This window comes from Paenibacillus glycinis (genome assembly GCF_009909185.1).
Taxonomy (GTDB): domain Bacteria; phylum Bacillota; class Bacilli; order Paenibacillales; family Paenibacillaceae; genus Paenibacillus_Z; species Paenibacillus_Z glycinis.
The window spans coordinates 19,567-39,301 of record NZ_JAAAMV010000032.1; the positions used below are offsets into that span (position 1 = coordinate 19,567).

Here is a 19,735-nt window from a genome sequence, read left to right on the forward strand (position 1 = left end):
GGGAGGGGTGGGCAATCCACGTTTTCAGGAGGGTTCAGCCATTCGCCGCTTATTCGCGCCATTCATGCTCGTGATCTTCCTTATTCTCTTTCTTTCCGGCTGCGCGGTTCAGACCGGCGGCAGCAATCCGACGGCCCAGGACGGCGTCATCGACCTGAGGCACTGGTCCTTCGAGACCGACGGGCAGGCCGAACTGTCGGGACAATGGTCCTTCTACGGCGGCCAGCTGCTCGTCCCGGGCGACCCGCAGCTGCAGCAGGATTTGCGCCATGTGATGGTGCCAAGATCCTGGAACAGTTACAAGGGCAAATTCGGCATGCAGAAAGGGGAAGGCTACGCCACCTACAAGCTGACGGCGCTGTTGACGCCCCGGGAACGCGTGCTCGCGCTGCGCGTGCCGAACATCTTCAGCAGCTATACGCTGTGGATCAACGGCAAAGAGATGGCGCGCCAGGGCCAAGTGGGGACAAGCCGGGCCACGTCGGTGCCGCAGCAGTATCCGCGCATCGTTTCCTTCGCATCCGATTCGGACCGGGTCGAGATCTTGATCCAGGTATCCAATTTCCAGCACCGGAAGGGGGGCATCTGGGTACCCATCCTGCTCGGCAACAGCGATACGGTCGTCGACGGGCAGATGAAAACGACGGCCAAGGAAATGCTGATCCTCGGCAGCCTCGTCATCATCGGCGTCTATCACATCGGGCTTTACGCGTTTCGCAGGCAGGAGAAGTTCACGATCCATTTCGGCCTGCTGTGCCTGTTCGTGGCCGCCAGGTCGAGCGTCACGGGCGATAACTACCTGCTGCAGCTGTTTCCGATTCCGTGGGAGGGCGGGCTGAAGATCGAATACATCTCCTTCGCGCTCAGCGCCGTCTCCGGCTATCTGTACGTATACCGGCTGTTTCCGATGGACGCGTCGAAGAAAGTCATCCGGTACGTCATCGGCATCGGCGTCGCGCTCTGCGTCTTCGTGCTCGTATGCCCGGCCATCGTCTATTCGCGACTGCTCTCGGTCTTCCAACTGTATGTCATCGCGGTCAGCGCGTTCACCCTCATCGTGCTGATCACGGCCAAGATCCGCAAACGGATCGGCTCCACGTTCGTGCTTGCGGGCGTCGCCGTGTTCGTCGTCACCGTGCTGAACGACATGCTGTTCTACAACGAATGGCTCGTCTACGCGCAGCTCGTGCCGTTGGGGTTGTTTTTCTTCATGCTCATGCAGTCCTTCATTATATCCAAACGGTTCTCGAGCGCCCTATATCAAATCGAGCACGTATCGAACGAGCTCCGGGAGTTGAACGTCCATCTGGAAGAGCGGATCGAGGAGCGCACGGTGGCGCTGAGCGAAGTGAACGAGTCGCTGGCGCAGACGAACCGCGACTTGCAGCGCTCGGAGACGTCGAGGCGCCAGCTCATGACGAATATCTCGCATGACCTGCGCACGCCGATTACGCTGCTGCAGGGGTATTTGGAAGCATTTCAGGATGGCCTCGTCCAATCGGAGGAACAGCGGCAGCGCTACATACGCATGATGCTCGGGAAGGTCGGGGGCTTGAATCGGCTGATACGGGATTTGTTCGAACTGACGAAGCTGGAGGCGGGTCAAGCGCGGTTTGATTTTGCCGAGGTGGCGCTCGGACAGTGGATCCGGCAGCTGCACGACCTCTACGAGATCGACGTGATCAGCAGCGGGCTGCGGTTCAGCTGCGATTACCTCAGTGAAAACGTGCCCGCGGAAGGGCATTCCCATGGGATCGAGCAGCAGAACCGCATCCGGCTGAACCTGGATCTGTCCCGCATGGATCAAGTCATGGCGAACATCATCTACAATGCCATCAAGCATACGCCGAGAGGCGGAGAGATAACGCTTTCGTTTTTCTTCGAAGCGTCGACGAACCGCGTGATCGTCACCGTGAGCGATACGGGGACCGGGATCGAGGAGGAGCACCTGCCGTTTATCTTCGACCGGTTCTACAAGATCGAGGCCTCGCGCAACTCCGCCGACGGCGGAAGCGGTCTCGGACTCGCGATCGCGAAAGAAATCGTGGAGGCGCACGGAGGCACGATCGGAGCGGTCAGCGCGCTGGACAAAGGCACCATGATCTGGTTCATGCTGCCGTGCACCGTCAAGGAGCTCAATCGGCCTGTTTGAGAACGGCCATCATCCGGTCGATGGACTGCTTGCGCCGTTCCTGATCCATCCCGTTGAGAATGCGGATAATTTCGATCGCTTCGGGAGTCACCGGCGTATCCGGCTTGGCGGGCTCTCCGCCGATGATATAATCCAGCGAAACATTGAACAGCACCGCCAGTTTTTTCAAGGTTTCATAGACAGGCTGGCGGTTGTTGATTTCGTAATGACTGTACGCGGACCGGGTGATGCCGATCTGCCTGGCGACTTCTTCTTGAGAAATGTTTTTTCGCAGCCTCAGTTCCCTTAATCGATCTCCCATCGTCATCGTTTATAGCTCCTTACGTCAATCTAGCCATCTAGTACTAGTACAGAAGGTATCCTTCTGGCCGTTCTATTAGTAATTTATGATACAAAGTGTATCAATGTCAAGGGAATTGTAGAAACTATAAGGGATATTATAATTTTCTAACGTTCGGAGAACGGCGCGGAGGCCGAAATAAAGGTTGAAATGAAAGCCCTGTCATCGTACAATGAAGGAAGTTTTAGTTGTACGTACAAGTTGAGGCGGCGTCCTTATTGCATTGCCTGCAGGACTGAGGGGAAAGTTCGCGGATACCTGCATAAGTTGAGCCGATATCTTCCAATCATGTGCGTACAAGTGGATGGACGCTTGGAATCGATGAAGGAGGAATAATGACATGTTGAGCGCAAAACCTTATCAATTTTGGTTCGTGACCGGCAGCCAGCATCTATACGGACCCGAGACGCTTCTGGAGGTCGCCGATCATTCCCGCATCATCGCCGAGGGTCTGGACCGCGACGAATCCGTGTCGCACGAAGTGGCGTTCAAGCCCGTCGTGACGACGCCGGAAGAAATCCGCAAGCTGTGCGCCGCCGCCAACGCAGACGAGAGCTGCGCGGGGATCATCGCGTGGATGCATACGTTTTCTCCGGCCAAAATGTGGATCGCGGGCTTGTCCGAGCTCCGCAAACCGCTGCTGCATCTCCATACGCAGTTCAACCGCGACATTCCGTGGGACGCCATCGACATGGATTTCATGAACCTGAACCAATCCGCGCACGGCGACCGCGAGTTCGGCTTCATCGGCGCCCGCATGGGCATCGCCCGCAAAATCGTCGTCGGCTATTGGGAAGACGCCGCCGTTCGCGCCCGGATCTCCGGCTGGATGCGCACCGCGGCCGCGTTTACCGAGAGCCGCTCGTTGAAAGTGGCCCGCTTCGGCGACAACATGCGCCAGGTCGCGGTCACCGAAGGCGATAAAGTGGAGGCGCAGGTGAAGTTCGGCTGGGCGATCAACGGATACGGCATCGGGGATCTGGCGGAATACGCGTCGAAGGTGACGGACGAACAGCTGGACGCGCTGATGGACGAGTACGAATCGCGCTACGACATCGCGCCGGCTACGCGGAACGACGCCGCCAAATGGCAGGCGATCCGCGAGCAGGGCCGGATCGAGCTTGGCATGCGGGCGTTCCTCGAGGAGGGCGGATTCACGGCGTTCACGACCACGTTCGAGGATTTGCACGGCATGAAGCAGCTGCCCGGGCTTGCCGTGCAGCGGCTGATGGAAGCGGGCTACGGCTTCGGCGGGGAGGGCGACTGGAAGACCGCCGCGTTGACCCGGGTCATGAAGATGATCGCCGGCAACAAAGGCACGTCCTTCATGGAAGACTACACCTACCACTTCGAGCCCGGCCGCGAGATGGTGCTCGGCGCGCATATGCTCGAGGTCTGCCCGACGATCGCGGGCGACCGCCCGCGCCTCGAAGTGCATCCGCTCGGCATCGGCGGCAAGGCGGATCCGGCGCGCATGATCTTCAACGGCCGCAGCGGCCAAGCCGTCAACGCCTGCTTGATCGATCTCGGCAATCGCTTCCGTCTCATCGTGAACGTCGTCGACGCGGTCGACGTTCCGCACGACATGCCGAAGCTTCCGGTGGCGCGCGTGCTGTGGAAGCCGCAGCCGTCGCTGAATGAATCGGCCGAGGCATGGATCCGCGCAGGCGGCGCCCACCATACCGTTTTCTCCTACGAGGTGACGGCCGAGCAGCTGCTTGACTGGGCGGAAATGACGGGCATCGAATGCGTCGTCATCGACAACGCGACGAACCCTTACGCGTTCCGGAGCGAGCTGCGCCTGAACGAGATGTACTGGCGCATGCGCCAATGATCGACGGCCGCCGATATCGGGCGGAATTACCTTCGAAGCAGGATAACGATTCGAGGATGCGTACGCGTAGGAGATGAAGTTTTGCCCTGGCCTATTACATGGACGGAGACTTACCTTGGCGGCGAGCAGCCGGCAAGGGGGTCTTCTTTTTTTTTGCCTGGCGCCGCCGGCCAAGCCGCAGCCGTGCGGATTAGCCGCTGCCGTATTTGTCGCGGTAGTGGGCGAGCGCGATCAGCGGCCAGACGAGCGAATAGCTGTCGTACCGCGTGTACAGGCAGCCGGGCAGTCCCGCGCCGGTCGGATAATCGGCCGCGGGTCCGCCGTCCTGCGCATGCCGGAGCAGGTAATCGCAGGCCCGTTCCATCGCGGGCAGCGGCAAATCGTGAACCGCGACGAGCGCGTCGAGCGCCCACGCGGTCTGCGAGAGCGTGCCGTGGCGGAGCGGCACGTATCGTTTCTCCGCGTCGCTGGCGCAGGATTCGCCGAAGCCGCCGTCCGGCTGCTGCACGGAGAGCAGCCAGTCCACGGCTTTGCGGATCCGCGGATGCTCGGCCGGTTCCCGCGCCGCGGCCAAGCCGGTCAAGGCGGCCCACGTGCCGTAGATGTAGCACACGCCCCAGCGTCCGTACCAGGAGCCGTCTTTTTCCTGATGCGCGTACAGCCAATCCGCTGCGCGGCGGACATAGGCGAGCCGGGACGTCAAGCCCGCGCTGCGGCCGAGGTACTCCAGCGTCCGGCCGGTCAAGTCCGGCGTAGAGGGGTCGGTGGCGGCATCCTCGGCCCCGTCGAGCGGCACCCAACGGATGAGCCGGCTGTCGACGTTGCGTTCGAACGCGCCCCATCCGCCGTCGCGGTTCTGCATGCCGAGGATCCACTGAAGTCCGCGGTCGGCCGCATCGCGGGCTTCGGGGAGGGGAAGCCCCCGCACGGCGCGCAGCGAGGCGGTCGTATCGTCGAGATCGGGATTGATCGTATTAATATCCGAGAACCCCCATCCGCCGGCCATGGGGTTGTTCACGTTGCGCTTCCAATCGCCGAGCTTGCGATGCTGGCGTTCCAGCAGATAACGTCCCGCCTTCGCGACGGCGGGATGAACGGCAGGCAGGCCGGCATCCTGCAAAGCATGGCTGACAAGGGCGGAATCCCATACCGACGCCGTCGTGACCTGCATGGATAGCCGCGACCCGCAGTGCGCGTCCGCGAAGAGCAGCGACTCGAGGCCGCGCACCGCGTTCTCCATGACGGGATGGGTGACGGAATACCCGACCGTGCGCAGGGCATGCAGCATGAGCAGCGTGGCGCTGGAGTAGCTGTAGAGGGTGCCGTCCGATTCGAGCCGGTCCAGGATGAACCGTTCGGCGCGCAAGGCTGCGCGCTCGCGAAGCTTGCCCGTCAGATTCCACGGGGCTTTACGGCGGCGGGTATCCGGCGCTTCAGGGGCAGGGCCGCCGAGGAAATGATCGTTCCAGCCAAGCTGCAGCTCCTTCCATTCGCCGCCGCCGCGGGTTAGCTCCGTCAATGGCCGGATATGCGGCAGCCTGCGGATCGGCTTGCGGTCGGCAAGCAGCAGCATCGGCGCCATATGAACGCGGGCGTAGCCCGAGAATTGATAGAAATGAATGGGAGACGACGACGGAAGCAGCAGGATGGCCAGCGGCACCGGAAACCAGCGTGGCCACGGATAACGGCCGATCAGCGCGAGCTGGAATTTGGTCAGGAGGCTGTTGATGCGCGGCAAGCCGCCGAGCTCCGCGAAGGCCTCCCTTGCCCTCAGCATGAACGGTTCGTCCGGCGAGAGCCCCGCGTATTGCAGCGCGTAATAGCATTCCGCGGTCGCGGACGCATTGCCGTTCGCTTCGTCGGGGTAGACGCGCCAGGCGCCGTCCGCGGATTGTTTGGCGACCATCCGTTCCGTCAGTTCCTTGACGAGTCGCGGCCTGCGGATCCCCGCGCTCTGCAGCTGGAGGATCGACGCCGCGTCCAGGGACGTGCCGGATTCGATGAAGCCCATCCGCCAGCTTCCGTCCGCGGATTGCCCTCGCAGCAGCCGGCCGACGAGCCGGTCGATCCCGGTTTGAATGCGCTGAAGCATGACGTTCACCTCGTTCTTCCGGTCCCGGAGTCCGGGCGACGCGGATGCGCGGTTATTCGCGCGGCGCGGCTGGGAGCTCCGGAGGCGGCGATTCTTGCAGCCGTGGTTGGCTGCATCGCGCCGGACCGGATATATACGTAAGTTTATGACGGACGCGACCCGGTTCATGATGCTTCGCGCGAAAGTCGCGGTGCGCGTTTGCAACCGCGCGAAACTTGCATGCGACGCAGCCGAAAGGATGGACAAGTCGCGCCGAACTCTTTATTATGAAAATGATTCTCATTGCTGGAAAAGCGTGCCGCGTCCGCGGCTGCCGACGCGATATCCCGTTCATTCAATTGCCGCGCCCGCATGACGGAGGAGGAAAGGTTCGATGTTGTCTCGATTCATCGCATACTACAAACCGTACAAGAAGCTGTTTTACCTCGATTTTTTCAGCGCCATCTTGGCCGGCTTTCTGGAGCTCGGCTTTCCCGTGGCGGTCAATCAATTCATCGACAAGCTGCTGCCGGGCAAGGATTGGAGCTTGATCGCCTGGGCCTGCGCGGGCCTGCTGTTCATCTACATGCTGAACGCCTTCCTGAATTACGTCGTGACGTACTGGGGCCATATGCTGGGCATCAATATCGAAACGGACATGCGCCGCAAGCTGTTCGACCATATCCAGAAGCTCAGCTTCCGCTTCTTCGACAATACGAAGACGGGACACCTGATCGCCCGGCTGACCAACGACTTGATGGAAATCGGCGAAATGGCGCATCACGGGCCGGAGGATCTGTTCATCGCGGTCATGACCTTGATCGGCGCCTTCGCGCTGATGCTCCTGATCAACTGGAAGCTCGCGCTGCTGACGTTCGTCGTCGTGCCGGTCATGATCTGGCTGGCGATCTACTTCAGCGCCAAGATGACGAAGGCCTTTCACCGGCTGTTCTCGGATATCGCCGACTTCAACGCGCGCGTCGAGGACAACGTCGGCGGCATGCGCGTCGTGCAAGCGTTCGGGAACGAGGCGTTCGAGAAGATTCTGTTCAACGAGAACAATCTGCGGTTCCGCCTCACGAAGCTGATCTCCTACAAAATCATGGCGTCCAACACGTCGATCAGCTACCTGCTGAAACGGCTCGTCACGTTGTTCGTCATGATCTGCGGCACCTGGTTCGTCATCCGCGGGGAATTGACCTCGGGCGAATTCGTCGGCTTCCTGCTGCTCGCGAACGTGTTCATCGGCCCGATCGAAAAGATCAACGCCGTGATCGAGAGCTATCCGAAAGGGTTCGCCGGCTTCAAGCGCTACGTCGAGCTGATGGACACGGAGCCTGACGTGAAGGACCGTCCGAACGCCGCGACCATCGACCGGCTGCACGGGAATATCGCGTTTCGCGACGTGAGCTTCGGCTACGGCGGAGAAGCGAAGGTGCTGCGCCATATCGATCTGACGATTCGCGCAGGGGAAACCGTCGCGTTCGTCGGCCCGTCGGGCGCGGGCAAAACGACCTTGTGCAGCCTGCTCCCGCGCTTCTACGACGTCTCCGGCGGAAGCATCTCCATCGACGGGACGGACGTTCGCGACATGAAGCTCGCCTCGCTGCGCAAAGGCATCGGCATCGTGCAGCAGGACGTCTTCCTGTTCTCGGGGACGCTGCGGGAAAATATCGCCTACGGCAAAATGGACGCCTCGGAGACGGAGCTGCGGGCCGCGGTGAAGCGGGCGCAGCTGGAGGCGTTCGTCCAGTCCTTGCCGGACGGACTGGATACGATCGTCGGCGAGCGCGGCGTCAAGCTGTCCGGCGGGCAGAAGCAGCGCGTCGCCATCGCGCGGATGTTCCTCAAGAATCCGCCGATCCTCATCCTGGACGAGGCGACGTCCGCGCTGGATACGGAGACGGAATCCGCCATCCAGCAGTCGCTCGCCGAGCTGTCGCAGGGCCGCACGACCCTCGTCATCGCGCACCGGCTGGCGACGATCAAGAACGCGGACCGCATCATCGTCGTCACGGAGGAAGGGGTCACCGAGCAGGGCAAGCACGAGGAGCTTCTGGCCGCGGGCGGCCATTACAGCCGGCTTCACATGGCGCAATTCCAATCCTGAGCGTGCCGGCATGCCGTTTCCCGAAGACCGTTCGCTCGCGAACGGTCTTCTTCCTTTTTGCAACGCTTGCGGGCGCGCTGATATAATGGAGTTCGATTCCCAATAATTGTTTTGCTATTTTATGAATACGAGGGAGCCAGGTACCTATGAAAAACTTTCAACAACGCTTGGAGCGTTACGCGGCGCTGGCCGTGGAGGTCGGCGTCAACGTGCAGCCCGGCCAGAAGCTGTGCATCATCGCGCCGGTAGCGGCGGCCGAATTCGTGCGCGAAGCGGTCAAACGCGCCTATCAGCTCGGATCCCCTTACGTCCACGTCGATTGGAGCGACGAAAGCGTCACCCGCGCCAGGCTTGAATTCTCGCCGGAGGAAGGGTTGTCCGGCTATCCCGCTTGGCATGCCCAAGGCCGCGTGCAAATGGCCGAAGAGGGCGCCGCGTTCCTGGTGGTCACGGCGGAAGATCCCGATCTGCTGAAGGGCATCGATTCCGCTCGCATCGGTCTGGCGGTCAAAGCGCAGCAAAACGCGCTGCAGCCGTTCCGTAATTTCATGTTGAACAACGAGGTCGCCTGGTCGATCGTCGCGGTGCCGACGAAGCCTTGGGCGGACAAGGTGTTCCCGGATCATGCCGACGGCGAGCGGGTGAACGCGCTCTGGGAGGCGATCTTCGCGGCCGTGCGGGTCGACGCGGACGAGCCGGTCGCGACATGGAGGGAGCACGCCGCAGGCTTGCGCGCCAAGGCCGACAGGCTGAACGAGCGCCGCTACAAGGCGCTTCGTTACCGCAACGAATCGGGAACGGACGTGTCGATCGGCCTGCCGGAAGGGCATATCTGGGTCAGCGCCGGGACGCGGAACAAGCAGGGCACGGCGTTCATTCCGAACATGCCGACGGAGGAAGTGTTCACCTCGCCGCTTCGGACGAGCGTCAACGGCACCGTCGCGAGCAGCAAGCCGCTCAGCTACAACGGCAACCTGATCGACCGTTTCGCCATGACGTTCGTCGATGGGCGCGTTACCTCGTATGAGGCCGAACAGGGCCAGGAAGCGCTTCGCCAACTGATCGAGACGGACGAAGGCTCGCATTTCCTGGGCGAGATCGCGCTCGTGTCCTTTCATTCGCCGATCTCGGACACGAACGTGACGTTCTACAACACGCTGTTCGACGAGAACGCGGCCTGCCATCTTGCGCTCGGCTTCGCTTTTCCGTTCTGCTTGGAAGGCGGGTTGTCCTTGAGCAAGGAGGAGCTGCGGGAGCGCGGGCTGAACCAGAGCTTGACGCACGTGGATTTCATGATCGGTACGCCCGATCTGGCGATTGACGGGATCCGGGAAGACGGCAGCAGCGAGCCGTTGTTCCGGGGCGGAAACTGGGCATTTTAAGGTGCGAGGGGCTCTCCGGCGTCATGCGAATGACAAGGCCGGGGGCCTTTTTTTCGGTGATCGGGGTTGACATCCGATTTTAATATGTCATAATGACAATATCATAAGGCGATTGCGATTTGCATTCGCGGAAGGAATCGAATCATTCGTATCGCGTGCGTTCTGATATTGTCATAACGATAGTTTTAAATGACGCCACAAATCGGGGGATTGCGCATGAACAGGGTGTGGGTGTTGCCGGTATTATTCGTTTTCATGATCGCGATCGCGGTCTACACGTCATCGACGCCGCTCGAGGTCGCGGCAACGACGACGGGCTTGCTCAGCGTCTGGCTGACCGCGAGGGAGAACATTTGGGCCTGGCCCGTGGGGCTGGTCAACGTCGCCTGTTTCTTCTACATGTTCGAGGACGCCAAGCTTTACGCGGATATGCTGCTGCAGGTGTTCTTCTTCGTTCTCAGCATCTACGGCTGGATTGCCTGGCTGACGGGCAGAGGCGCCTCGAAGGTTCGTCCGACGCGCAGCCTGTCGCGGCGGCAGGCGCTGCTGCTCGGGGCGCTGCTCGTCGTCGCCACGTTCCTATGGGGCTACGCGCTGACGAGCTACACCGACGCTTCGATCCCGTACGCGGACGCGCTGATCGCCACGCTCAGCATCATCGCGCAGTATCTGCTCTCGTCCAAGGTGTTCGAGAATTGGCTTTGCTGGATCGCCGTCGACATCCTGTCGATCGGGATGTACGCCTACAAGGAATTGTACTCGCTCGCGTTCCTGTACGCGATCTTCCTGGCGATCGCGATTGCGGGTCACCTGTCGTGGAAGCGGGAGCTCGTCCGCGCATCGAAGGGGGCGACGGCATGAACGGACCGCGTACGGGCTTGACGCTCGGGAAATTCGCGCCGCTGCACCGCGGACATCAATTCATGATCGAAACCGCCATCCGCGAAACGGACGAGGTCATCGTCGTGATCTACGATTGTCCCGATACGACGGACGTTCCGCTGCACGTCCGCGCCGATTGGATCCGCTCGCTTTATCCCGGCGTTCAGGTCGTAGAGGCATGGGACGGTCCGAGCGATATGGGCGACACGCCGGAGATCAAGCGGCTGCAGGAGAACTATATCCTCGGCTTGCTGAACGGAAGGAACGTCACGCATTTCTACTCCAGCGAGTTCTACGGCGAGCACATGAGCATCGCCCTCGGCGCCGAGAATCGGCAGGTCGATCCGGCGCGGCTGCGGGTTCCCGTCTCGGGGACGAAGATACGGCAGGCGCCTTACGAGAACCGGTCGTATCTGGATCCGCTCGTCTATCGCGATTTGGTCGCCAAAATCGTCTTTCTCGGCGCGCCGTCGACCGGCAAGACGACGCTGGCGGCCCACATGGCGGAACGGCTGAATACGGCGTGGATGCCGGAGTACGGACGCGAGTACTGGGAGCGGCACCAGGTCGAGCGGCGCTTGTCGCCGCGGCAGCTGGAAGAGATCGCGGTCGGACACGTCGAGCGGGAGGATCGGATGGCCTTGGAAGCGCGCGAGCTGCTGTTCGTGGACACGAATGCCTTGACAACGCAGATCTTTTCCATGGATTACCATGGGGAGGCGACGGCCGGCTTGACGGCATTGGCGGATCGGGCGGCTTCGCGGTACGATCTGGTGTTTCTCTGCGGGGACGACATTCCATACGACGATACTTGGGATCGTTCCGGCGACGTGCACCGGGCGGCGTTTCAGAAGCGATTCGCGGCGGATCTGCATGCGCGCCGGATTCCGTACGTCCCGCTGCGGGGCACGCTGGAAGAACGCGCGGAGCAGGTGACGGCGGTGCTGCGGCAATTCCGGAAATACCGCAATCCGTCGGAGTGGCTGGGAGCGGGGCTTGGTTCTTCTTAATGCGGCGCGGAATGGCGTACAAAACGAAACAAGCGGACGGGCTGACCCATCCGCTTGTTTCGTGTGCGATCAGCGGCTCGAAAGCTGCTTCTCGTAGAGGCAGAACCCGCTCGGCGAGGTGCCTTTGTAGACGTAGCCGAGGCCGCTGTAGAAGGCGTTCAGCTTGGGGTTGCTGGCGATGCAGTCGAGACGCATCACATGCTTGCCGGGAAAGGAGATTCCGGTCTCCGCCCAGCGCACCATGTCGGCGCCAAGTCCTTGGCCGGCATAATCGCGATTGATGGCCAGCCGGTGGAGGTAGACGTTCGGCTCGTGGCCGTCCGGTCCCCACAGCCCGAGGTCCCATTCGCCCGGCACCTGCATGAGCAGCACGATGCCGGCCAGCGCATCGCCGTCTTTGAACATGAACAGCTCGCCTTTATCGATATGGCCGACGACGTTGTGGTGGTCGTCGCCGGTGAGCAGCGCGTCCCACTGCTTGGAACCCGTGCTCTGCAGCCATCTGGCGGTGCCGACGAGCAGCTCCATGACGGCACCCGCATCGCCCGGTTTCGCTTGCGAGACGCTGATGCGCGCGTTGGCGTGGTCGTTGTGAAGGATGTAGTTCAACATGTCGGTTCCCTCGTTTGCGGTTTGATACTTGCTTGGACGTCTATTGTACCATCCCGCGCGGCGCGGGTTCAAACGGTCGGTTTCTTGACGAAATAATACATGCTGAGCGGCCACCAGATCACCGCGAAGACGGGATAGATCGCCCAGATGTCGTTCGGCGACGTGACCGCGTTGACCGCGATGAACATCGCGCTCGTGAGCAGCGAGGCGCATAAGGCGAACGTGAACCACTGCCGGCTGCGGGAGAAATAGATGGACATCGGCCACCAAAGCACGGCGTACGCCGGGAAGATAATCCACGGAAAATGAGGGGCGAGCAGCAAATTCAGCATGCCGTAGTACACGATGATGCAGAAGCTCCCGACGAGCGCCATGGCGAGCGTGCCGGCGAATCGGCCGGCGTACATGATGATCGGCCACCAGACGACGGCGAAGCCCGCGTACAGGATCCACGGATAATCCGGGGTGCTCACGATGTTCTCGTAAGCGAGATAGAGGAGGAGGATGACCGTCGTGACGGCGGAATACGCCTTTAGCCTGCCGTTTGCCGCAAAGTGCAGGGAAATCGGCCATTGCAGCAGGGCGAAGGCGGGATGAACGAACCAAATCTCGCCCGGCGTCGTTAAGTAGTTGACGAGAAAGAGGAAGAAAATGCTCATGATGCTCCCGGATGCGGCAAAAGCAACGCGGTGCTTGCGCATGGTATCGCCTCCTTATTTCCAGCCCAGCCATTTGTAGAACATCACGAGCGGCCACCAGGCGACGGCAAAGGTCGGGTACACGAACCAAATATCGTCGGGCGTGTAGTACACGTTGATGAAGATGAACAGCGCGACGATCAGGCCGCTGCCCCAGAGCGAGAAGCCGAGATGGAGGCCGAACTGCTTGCGGGAAGAGACCGGCTTGCCGTTCTTTACGCCAAGCTCCTGCTTGATGTCCGAGATATCGCCGAATTCCACGATCGTTTTGTTGATCGCGTCTTCTTCGGTCTTGCCGCCGCGGACGAGATCGAATACCTTCTCCTCCAGGTTCTGAATGATTTCCTCTTGAATGGCCTGCTTCGTCTCGCTCTCCGGAATGTCGGAGAACCATTCTTCCACGTGCGTCTTGATCTTCTTCATTGTTAGAGTCCCTCCATGAAAATATTGACGATCTCTTTGATCTCGTTCCATTCCTCCACCGTTTCCTTGAGGTAGGCTTTGCCGAGCTTCGTGATCTTGTAATAGCGCCTCTTGCCGCCGTGCGAGATATCGCCGAGATACGATTCGATCAGCTCTTTGCGCTCCAAGCGTTGAAATACCGCGTAGAGCGTCGCTTCTTTGATTTGAAACCGGTCGTCGGTCCTGACGCTGATTTCTTTGGAAATCTCGTACCCGTAACGGTCTTCCTCGTAAATCAACCGCAGTATGATGGCGTCGAGATGGCCGCGGATTAGATCGCTTCGGATCATGCGGGGTCCTCCTGTTCATGAGCTTGACTTCGTTAAGAGCCCCGACAGCCAGTGCTCTGTCAGGTAGTGCTCTGTCTCATAGTGTTCTGTCTGATAGTGCTCTATCTGATAGAGCTCTATCTGATGGAGTAAATGTAACACATCGATAATCCGCGTGTCAAAACAAATGTGTGATGTCATAATTTTTGAGAAGAGTTTCAAAATTAATGAGACAAGATATTCACAATTTATGAGAAGATGACTGTATTTGAATAAATATGCAATTATGTGTATGAAAGTGGGCGGGAAATTGAGTCCTTGTTGTTATTGATGAGGGGGAATAGGAGCTGCTTCAAGCGATAAGTGAAAGCGAATAAGTTCTTAAGTCTAATGGTTTCATTTGAAAACAAAAGACAACTACTCATCCAATTTATAAACTGGAACCCTAGCAAGGACATTTTTAAAAAAAGAATTAGGCTGCACTTAAGAGATGGTTCCTGTACTGAACAGGAGTCATCTTTTTTAGTCCCCACTGATATCTGTGGTGATTGTAATAACGAATATAGCGGTTGATTTCTAGCTGCAAGTTATCCAACGTGGCACAATTAAGACTCTTAACATGATCTTTCATATGACCAAAAAAGGATTCCTGCGGAGCATTGTCGCAACAGTTTCCACGTTGTGACATCGACTGTCTAAGACCCTTTTTCTTTAATAATTTCTGGTAAGTTGGGCTCGTGTAGTGGCTTCCTTGATTGGAATAGATGAAGGCATCCTTATGAAGTTTCAAGCGTCCTTGACTCATTAAGGATTCAATGGTTTCGGTGGCTAGTGGAAGATGGAGAGATTCGGAGAGAGTATGGGCGAGTAACCCGTCTGTGGAGGCATCCAAAATGGTCGACAAATAAGCCATCTGCAACTTGCCATACGGTAGATAAGTAATGTCGGTGAGAAGCGTATTGGATTGTCAACAGAAAACTGGACAACTTTTATGAGGTCAATCGTCTGGCTTCCCCAGGTGTAAGATAGCCCAGCGTGCCGTGAATACGATGGTGGTTGTACCAATTCACATAATCGCTAAGCTCCAGTGCCAGTTGCTCCGAATTCTGAAAATGAATCATATCGCTCGGTGCTCTCGTACTTACGTCGTTCACGTCGACGTTGACGTTTGTGAAGGAAGGCAAAGCCGACCTGCGCAGCGCATTTTTTTTCTCGCTGTCGAGTGGTCCGTTATCGGTAGTTGGCGCTGGCCTGACCTCGCTCTTCAACCCGGACGTCTTCCGGCGGGCATTCGGGTTTTTCATGCTGATAATGGTCATGCTGCTCTTGTTCCGAAATCGAATTAAACCGTATAAGGGAAAATGGCGCTACGTGCGTAGGTTACCGACACCGCTGGTTTGAAACAAAAATACGGGTATAACGCGCTTCCGGCGCTGATGATCGGCGGGGCTGTCGGCTTGATCGCAGGATTGCTCGGCATTGGCGGGGGGATACTGCTCATCCCGACCATGCTGCTGTTGTTCCGCTTTCCGCCTCATATCGCTACCGCTACATCGATGGCGGTTATTTTCGTCTCGGCGCTGTTCGGCAGCGGCATGCATTTGATTCGCGGCGAATGGGACTGGTTTCTCGTGCTGTCTTGGCTCCGGGTGCGCTACTTGGCGGCTGGATCGGCGCACGCATCTCGAGGCGTATCGGCAGTGTACTGCTGATTCGCATCATGTGCGGCACCTTACTGCTATTCGCGCTGCGGATGATTATATAACCTAGGGGACTCTCGCATGATAATGAAAAACCTGCTCAATAACTGAGCAGGTTTTTTCGGGAAGTCGATCTTCCCGCCTCAGGTGAAGACGACATCTTGATCCGTGTCGCGTACTCCGGCATATGCTGTTCGGAGCTAAGCGGATATCTAGGCAAAAACTCGCTGCGCAAGCCGCCGATGATCTTCGGCCATGAATTCTCCGGCACGATCGCAGCCATTGGCAGCCGGGCGGAAGCCGGCGGCAGGTGGCACATCGGGCAGCGCGTCACCGCGAACCCGCTCGTTACCTGCGGGCACTGCGAGCCTTGCCTCAGCGGCAGGCAGCAGCTGTGCCTGTCGCGCCAGCTATTGTCTGCGGCGCTGCCTGGCAGTAACGCGGAATACGTGAAGCTGCCGGCCAGGTTCGTCTATGCGGTGCCAGATGAGATGACCCTTCGGCAGGCCGCCATGACGGAGCCTGCCGCCTGTGCGATTCGCGCAGCGGAGCTTGCTGCGCCTAAACCGGCCGATACGGTACTCATCCTCGGGATGGTCCCGATCGGTCTGCTCGTGCTGCAGGCCGTGCAGCAATACGGCGTGCGGGAGATCATCGCCGTCGATATGAACGAGGAACGCCTCGCGATCGCCCGCGCGCTGGGCGCGAAGCATTTGATCTGTCCCGCGGCGGTCGATACGCTGGAGGAAGTGAAGCGATTGACGGGCGGGGCCGGCGTTCATGCCGCAATCGATGCCGTCGGCGCGGGCTTGACGCGCAAGCAGGCTGTGCTCGCCTGCAGAGGCGGCGGACGCACCGTATTCACGGGCCTGCATGAGGAGGAATCCGTGCTGCCGATCAATATTGCGATCGCGCGTTCGCTTATTCGGCATTAAATTTCAAGACGGCGCTGAAGTGGATTGCGGAAGGCCGGATGGGTCTGTCCGAGGGGGTCGTGAAAGCACCGCTGCACGAAGGCGGGTATTGGTTCGAGAAGCTGTTGAACCAGCCGGGCCAAGTCTCGAAGGTGCTGCTTGTACCGGGAGGCGCGGTCTGATACCAGCAGAAGTAGCTGATTACTTATGGAGAGGCGGTCACGCAATGCAGAAGGTATTCTTCATATCCGATCATTACTTTGGCCATAAGCATATCATTGACTTCGAATCGAGGCCGTTCACTGAAGCGGAGGAAATGAACGAGGCGATGATTGAGAAGTGGAACGCGGTCGTCGGCAAAGGGGACAAAGTGTTTCACCTGGGGGATTTCTCGTGGAGCGACTGAACGGGTATAAGCATCTCATTCTCGGCAACCATGACCGCGGCCACTCCCTCGCTTGGTGGTTGAATGTCGGCTTCGACGAGGTGAGCGAGCATCCTATCATCTACAAGAATTTCTTCTTCCTCTCGCATGAGCCGATGTATATGAATAAGCATATGCCATACGTGAACGTGCACGGTCATATTCATGGGCAGAAGTACGCGGGCGTCAACTATTTCAACGTCTGCGTGGAGCACTGGGATTATACGCCGCTTACCTTCGAGCAGATCCGCGATGCCGTCGTGCCGAGCGAGGAGCAGGCATGAGAGTTGTCTACGCAGGAAGCTTCGATCCCATTACGCTCGGGCATATCTCGGTTATCGAGCGGGCGGGTAGCCTGTTTGATGAAGTGCATGTCATCATTGCGAACAATCGGGGCAAGAAGCATTATTTCGATATCGCGCAGCGGACGGAGCTCGTGCAGCTGTCAGTAGCAGGTATGGGCAATGTGAATGTTGTCCCGTTCGAAGGCATCGTGGCCGATTACGTGAATGCGAATGACGTCAAGGCCGACATTCGCGGCATCCGCAATTCCACGGATTTCGAATACGAGCTGCAGCTGGAGCAATACATGCGCTGCACGACGAAAGCGGACACCGTCTACCTCTCGCCGTACACGAAGGACATTCAGACGAGCAGCTCGCTCGTGCGAATGTTTATCCAATCGAACAAGATCGAGCAGGCCGAGGCCTATATGCATCGAGATGCGTATGCGAAAATGGTGTACCTATACGGCGTAGGGGCGACTTGCGCTGCATAGGCCGGATTAAGCTGGCGGATCAACATGAAGGATTGATAACCTGCCCTCCGCAGGACTATAATAATCGATAGATACATGCGAGTGTGACTGGCGTAACGCGGGGAACCGCGGGGGAGCACATCGTTCATACGGCCGTACGCCTGGGCAGAGGTAAGGGGGAGATCCCCTTGCCTCTTTCTGTTTTTATAGGACCATTTCATGTTGGAAGGATGATTGCACATGGTGAACGGGGAAAAGTTGATTTTGGACGGCAATGCCGTTGCGGACAGCATGAAGCTTCAGCTGGAGGGGCGCATCAAGCGGCTGAAGGAGCGCGGCATTACGCCGTGCCTGGCGACGATTCTCGTCGGGGATGATCCTTCTTCAGCGACGTACGTGCGGATGAAAGGCAATGCGTGCAAGCGGCTTGGAATGACTTCCATGCGCGTCGAACTGTCGGCAAGCACGACAACCGAAGCGCTGATCGCCGCCATTCGAGAGCTGAACGAAGATCGTTCCGTGCACGGTATTCTGCTGCAACATCCCGTTCCGCACCACATCGACGAGCGTGCGGCGTTCGAAGCGATCGCCATCGCGAAGGATGTGGACGGCGTAACGGCAGTCGGTTATGCGCAGAACGCGTTTGGTTACGCGGATTATCCGTCGTGTACGCCGGCGGCTATCATGGCGATTCTGGCGTACTACCAGCTGCCCATCGGAGGCAAGCATGCCGTCGTCATTGGCAGGAGCCCTATTCTCGGCAAGCCGGTGTCCGTTATGCTGCTTAATGCGGATGCGACGGTCACGACCTGTCATTCGCGCACCTCGGACTTGGCGGCGTTGGTGCGGATGGCGGATATCGTCGTCGCAGCCGTCGGTAAGCCGAAATTCGTGCAAGGTGACTGGATCAAGCCCGGCGCGGTCGTGATCGATGCCGGCTACAACCCCGGCAATGTCGGCGATGTGGATTACGAGGCATGCTTGGCGAACGCGAGTGCCATCACTCCGGTTCCCACGGGCGTCGGCCCGGTTACGATTGCAACGCTGCTCAAGCACACGGTGCATGCGGCGGAGAAGCTCGGGGGTTGAAGCGATTATTGAAGAATGGCTGTACAGCCATGCCGGCGTGGCTTATTCTAATATTATTCAAATAAGGAAATGGGGTTATGGCATGAATAAGAGAAAATCAAAGGCGATCGGTTATATGAAGGTAAGGAAGGGTTAGATAATCGAATAGCATACCCTTCCAGCGCGATTACTAATTGAATTGGAGGGTACCCAATAGATGTCTTCTACTCAGGGATATTATCAAGGCATTGCTGCAAGCGCCTATGATATTTGGTTTGCGGGGGAGCACTTTTTCGACACGGATTTCTACATGAAGGCAATGGACGAAGTGCCGGGAGCCGCACTTGAACTCGGATGCAGAACGGGCAGGCTGCTCATCCCATATGCCAAGGCTGGCTACGACGTCGAGGGCGTCGATTGTTTGGAAGAAATGCTGGGTATTTGTAAGTGAAAGGCTTCGGATCAAGGCGTAATTCCGGTATTGCACAACTAGCTGATGCAGGAGCTGCGTCTGGCGAGAACGTACAAAACGATTTATATCCCGTTGGCATCGTTCATGTGCATCTCTGATCGCGATGTTGCCATGCGAGCATTGGAGCAGATTTTCCAACATCTCGATGATGGCGGCCAAGTCCTCATTCCATTGTTTGTCCCAAGCAACGTCAACAAGAAGGAATGGACGGTCGGACGCAGAGGAATGCGCGACGACGGGGCCGAGGTGATCGTAAGCTCAATTTCCAGCGTTCAGTTCCATGAGCAAGTGCAGCGCAGCGACGATCGGTACGAAATCATCAGAGACGGCCGCTTGATCGACACCGTATTCAGCACATCAAAATTATGATGGTATTACAAATACGAATTTACGATGATGCTCGAAAAAATCGGTTTTCGCGACATGACCATCTACGGCGGCTATGGGTTTCAACCGATGAACGATGATCAGAACTTTATGATTTTCAGAGCTAGAAAATAAGATGTGAGAGGCAAGGGGGAGTTCCTCCTTGCCTCTTTCTGTTTCTCAGGCACAAAAAGTATACCTTACGCTAATAT

The 19,735-nt window shown here is 58.4% G+C and carries 22 protein-coding genes, 2 pseudogenes and 1 riboswitch; of the genes and pseudogenes, 16 read left to right on the top strand and 8 right to left on the bottom strand.

What is annotated here, in order from left to right; translation table 11 throughout:
• The first annotated feature begins 7 nt into the window (after positions 1-7).
• The gene (locus GT019_RS28535; protein ID WP_161746853.1) at positions 8-2,152 is read left to right on the top strand and encodes a sensor histidine kinase; all 2,145 of its coding nucleotides are present in this window, start codon (positions 8-10) and stop codon (positions 2,150-2,152) included.
• On the opposite strand, the gene GT019_RS28540 is transcribed toward GT019_RS28535, so the two are convergent.
• Positions 2,136-2,459 (bottom strand): helix-turn-helix domain-containing protein, encoded by a 324-nt coding sequence (locus GT019_RS28540; protein WP_161746854.1) that lies wholly within the window; start codon positions 2,457-2,459, stop codon positions 2,136-2,138. The two genes, GT019_RS28535 and GT019_RS28540, sit on opposite strands and share 17 nt — an antisense overlap.
• Before the next feature lie 373 nt (positions 2,460-2,832).
• Between GT019_RS28540 and araA the strand changes: the two genes are divergently transcribed.
• Positions 2,833-4,326 (top strand): L-arabinose isomerase, encoded by a 1,494-nt coding sequence (araA, locus tag GT019_RS28545; protein WP_161746855.1) that lies wholly within the window; start codon positions 2,833-2,835, stop codon positions 4,324-4,326.
• A gap of 190 nt (positions 4,327-4,516) precedes the next feature.
• Here the strand turns inward: araA and GT019_RS28550 are convergent, their stop codons facing one another.
• Entirely contained in the window at positions 4,517-6,418 is a 1,902-nt protein-coding gene (locus GT019_RS28550; RefSeq protein ID WP_201755636.1) for a terpene cyclase/mutase family protein, read from the bottom strand.
• A 373-nt stretch (positions 6,419-6,791) separates the two neighbouring features.
• Between GT019_RS28550 and GT019_RS28555 the strand changes: the two genes are divergently transcribed.
• From GT019_RS28555 to GT019_RS28570, 4 genes are all read left to right on the top strand, one after another.
• On the top strand, positions 6,792-8,507 hold the full coding sequence (locus GT019_RS28555) for an ABC transporter ATP-binding protein (protein WP_161746857.1): 1,716 nt from the start codon (positions 6,792-6,794) through the stop codon (positions 8,505-8,507).
• 146 nt (positions 8,508-8,653) lie between these two features.
• A complete protein-coding gene (locus tag GT019_RS28560; protein ID WP_161746858.1) occupies positions 8,654-9,889 on the top strand; it encodes an aminopeptidase in 1,236 nt (411 codons plus the stop codon).
• Between the two features lie 216 nt (positions 9,890-10,105).
• On the top strand, positions 10,106-10,750 hold the full coding sequence (gene pnuC / locus GT019_RS28565) for a nicotinamide riboside transporter PnuC (RefSeq protein ID WP_161746859.1): 645 nt from the start codon (positions 10,106-10,108) through the stop codon (positions 10,748-10,750).
• Positions 10,747-11,781, top strand: a complete 1,035-nt coding sequence (locus GT019_RS28570; protein ID WP_161746860.1) for an AAA family ATPase — start codon at positions 10,747-10,749, stop codon at positions 11,779-11,781. The genes pnuC and GT019_RS28570 overlap by 4 nt, the downstream gene beginning before the upstream one ends.
• Positions 11,782-11,850: 69 nt before the next feature.
• On the opposite strand, the gene GT019_RS28575 is transcribed toward GT019_RS28570, so the two are convergent.
• The 6 genes and pseudogenes from GT019_RS28575 to GT019_RS28600 form a co-directional block, all read right to left on the bottom strand.
• On the bottom strand, positions 11,851-12,393 hold the full coding sequence (locus GT019_RS28575) for a GNAT family N-acetyltransferase (protein ID WP_161746861.1): 543 nt from the start codon (positions 12,391-12,393) through the stop codon (positions 11,851-11,853).
• A 68-nt stretch (positions 12,394-12,461) separates the two neighbouring features.
• Positions 12,462-13,094, bottom strand: coding sequence for a hypothetical protein (locus GT019_RS28580; RefSeq protein WP_161746862.1), 633 nt, complete (start codon positions 13,092-13,094; stop codon positions 12,462-12,464).
• A 12-nt stretch (positions 13,095-13,106) separates the two neighbouring features.
• The gene (locus tag GT019_RS28585) at positions 13,107-13,514 is read right to left on the bottom strand and encodes a permease prefix domain 1-containing protein (RefSeq protein ID WP_161746863.1); all 408 of its coding nucleotides are present in this window, start codon (positions 13,512-13,514) and stop codon (positions 13,107-13,109) included.
• A 2-nt stretch (positions 13,515-13,516) separates the two neighbouring features.
• Positions 13,517-13,843 (bottom strand): PadR family transcriptional regulator, encoded by a 327-nt coding sequence (locus GT019_RS28590; RefSeq protein WP_161746864.1) that lies wholly within the window; start codon positions 13,841-13,843, stop codon positions 13,517-13,519.
• Between the two features lie 451 nt (positions 13,844-14,294).
• Positions 14,295-14,780, bottom strand: a pseudogene (locus tag GT019_RS28595) (transposase); the annotation flags it as partial.
• 31 nt (positions 14,781-14,811) lie between these two features.
• A pseudogene (locus GT019_RS28600) lies at positions 14,812-14,967 on the bottom strand (IS3 family transposase); the annotation flags it as partial.
• A 25-nt stretch (positions 14,968-14,992) separates the two neighbouring features.
• Here GT019_RS28600 and GT019_RS32730 point away from each other — a divergent pair.
• From GT019_RS32730 to GT019_RS28645, 10 genes are all read left to right on the top strand, one after another.
• Entirely contained in the window at positions 14,993-15,223 is a 231-nt protein-coding gene (locus GT019_RS32730; protein WP_407945111.1) for a sulfite exporter TauE/SafE family protein, read from the top strand.
• On the top strand, positions 15,220-15,534 hold the full coding sequence (locus GT019_RS32340) for a TSUP family transporter (protein WP_161746867.1): 315 nt from the start codon (positions 15,220-15,222) through the stop codon (positions 15,532-15,534). The genes GT019_RS32730 and GT019_RS32340 overlap by 4 nt, the downstream gene beginning before the upstream one ends.
• A gap of 146 nt (positions 15,535-15,680) precedes the next feature.
• Positions 15,681-16,457: an alcohol dehydrogenase catalytic domain-containing protein gene (locus GT019_RS28615; RefSeq protein WP_407945112.1), complete on the top strand. Its 777-nt coding sequence runs from the start codon at positions 15,681-15,683 to the stop codon at positions 16,455-16,457.
• 38 nt (positions 16,458-16,495) lie between these two features.
• Positions 16,496-16,618 (top strand): hypothetical protein, encoded by a 123-nt coding sequence (locus GT019_RS32345; RefSeq protein ID WP_268896098.1) that lies wholly within the window; start codon positions 16,496-16,498, stop codon positions 16,616-16,618.
• Positions 16,619-16,662: 44 nt separating this feature from the next.
• On the top strand, positions 16,663-16,842 hold the full coding sequence (locus GT019_RS32150; RefSeq protein ID WP_161746869.1) for a metallophosphoesterase family protein: 180 nt from the start codon (positions 16,663-16,665) through the stop codon (positions 16,840-16,842).
• A complete protein-coding gene (locus tag GT019_RS28625; protein ID WP_161746870.1) occupies positions 16,830-17,144 on the top strand; it encodes a metallophosphoesterase family protein in 315 nt (104 codons plus the stop codon). Before GT019_RS32150 ends, GT019_RS28625 begins: the two co-directional genes overlap by 13 nt.
• A complete protein-coding gene (gene coaD, locus GT019_RS28630; RefSeq protein WP_161746871.1) occupies positions 17,141-17,638 on the top strand; it encodes a pantetheine-phosphate adenylyltransferase in 498 nt (165 codons plus the stop codon). Before GT019_RS28625 ends, coaD begins: the two co-directional genes overlap by 4 nt.
• Positions 17,639-17,711: 73 nt before the next feature.
• Positions 17,712-17,791: riboswitch (ZMP/ZTP riboswitch) on the top strand.
• A gap of 66 nt (positions 17,792-17,857) precedes the next feature.
• Entirely contained in the window at positions 17,858-18,706 is an 849-nt protein-coding gene (locus GT019_RS28635; protein ID WP_161746872.1) for a bifunctional 5,10-methylenetetrahydrofolate dehydrogenase/5,10-methenyltetrahydrofolate cyclohydrolase, read from the top strand.
• Positions 18,707-18,902: 196 nt separating this feature from the next.
• Positions 18,903-19,136, top strand: coding sequence for a class I SAM-dependent methyltransferase (locus GT019_RS28640; RefSeq protein WP_161746873.1), 234 nt, complete (start codon positions 18,903-18,905; stop codon positions 19,134-19,136).
• Positions 19,137-19,181: 45 nt separating this feature from the next.
• On the top strand, positions 19,182-19,526 hold the full coding sequence (locus GT019_RS28645) for a hypothetical protein (RefSeq protein WP_161746874.1): 345 nt from the start codon (positions 19,182-19,184) through the stop codon (positions 19,524-19,526).
• Positions 19,527-19,735 lie beyond the last annotated feature (209 nt).

Bases quoted from the DNA above. Each gene is read 5' to 3' on its own strand.
- GT019_RS28540 (WP_161746854.1), bottom strand. From the start codon at position 2,459: ATGACGATGGGAGATCGATTAAGGGAACTGAGGCTGCGAAAAAACATT.
- araA (WP_161746855.1), top strand. From the start codon at position 2,833: ATGTTGAGCGCAAAACCTTATCAATTTTGGTTCGTGACCGGCAGCCAG.
- GT019_RS28550 (WP_201755636.1), bottom strand. From the start codon at position 6,418: ATGCTTCAGCGCATTCAAACCGGGATCGACCGGCTCGTCGGCCGGCTG.
- GT019_RS28555 (WP_161746857.1), top strand. From the start codon at position 6,792: ATGTTGTCTCGATTCATCGCATACTACAAACCGTACAAGAAGCTGTTT.
- GT019_RS28560 (WP_161746858.1), top strand. From the start codon at position 8,654: ATGAAAAACTTTCAACAACGCTTGGAGCGTTACGCGGCGCTGGCCGTG.
- pnuC (WP_161746859.1), top strand. From the start codon at position 10,106: ATGAACAGGGTGTGGGTGTTGCCGGTATTATTCGTTTTCATGATCGCG.
- GT019_RS28570 (WP_161746860.1), top strand. From the start codon at position 10,747: ATGAACGGACCGCGTACGGGCTTGACGCTCGGGAAATTCGCGCCGCTG.
- GT019_RS28575 (WP_161746861.1), bottom strand. From the start codon at position 12,393: ATGTTGAACTACATCCTTCACAACGACCACGCCAACGCGCGCATCAGC.
- GT019_RS28580 (WP_161746862.1), bottom strand. From the start codon at position 13,094: ATGCGCAAGCACCGCGTTGCTTTTGCCGCATCCGGGAGCATCATGAGC.
- GT019_RS28585 (WP_161746863.1), bottom strand. From the start codon at position 13,514: ATGAAGAAGATCAAGACGCACGTGGAAGAATGGTTCTCCGACATTCCG.
- GT019_RS28590 (WP_161746864.1), bottom strand. From the start codon at position 13,843: ATGATCCGAAGCGATCTAATCCGCGGCCATCTCGACGCCATCATACTG.
- GT019_RS32345 (WP_268896098.1), top strand. From the start codon at position 16,496: ATGGGTCTGTCCGAGGGGGTCGTGAAAGCACCGCTGCACGAAGGCGGG.
- GT019_RS32150 (WP_161746869.1), top strand. From the start codon at position 16,663: ATGCAGAAGGTATTCTTCATATCCGATCATTACTTTGGCCATAAGCAT.
- coaD (WP_161746871.1), top strand. From the start codon at position 17,141: ATGAGAGTTGTCTACGCAGGAAGCTTCGATCCCATTACGCTCGGGCAT.
- GT019_RS28635 (WP_161746872.1), top strand. From the start codon at position 17,858: ATGGTGAACGGGGAAAAGTTGATTTTGGACGGCAATGCCGTTGCGGAC.
- GT019_RS28640 (WP_161746873.1), top strand. From the start codon at position 18,903: ATGTCTTCTACTCAGGGATATTATCAAGGCATTGCTGCAAGCGCCTAT.
- GT019_RS28645 (WP_161746874.1), top strand. From the start codon at position 19,182: ATGCAGGAGCTGCGTCTGGCGAGAACGTACAAAACGATTTATATCCCG.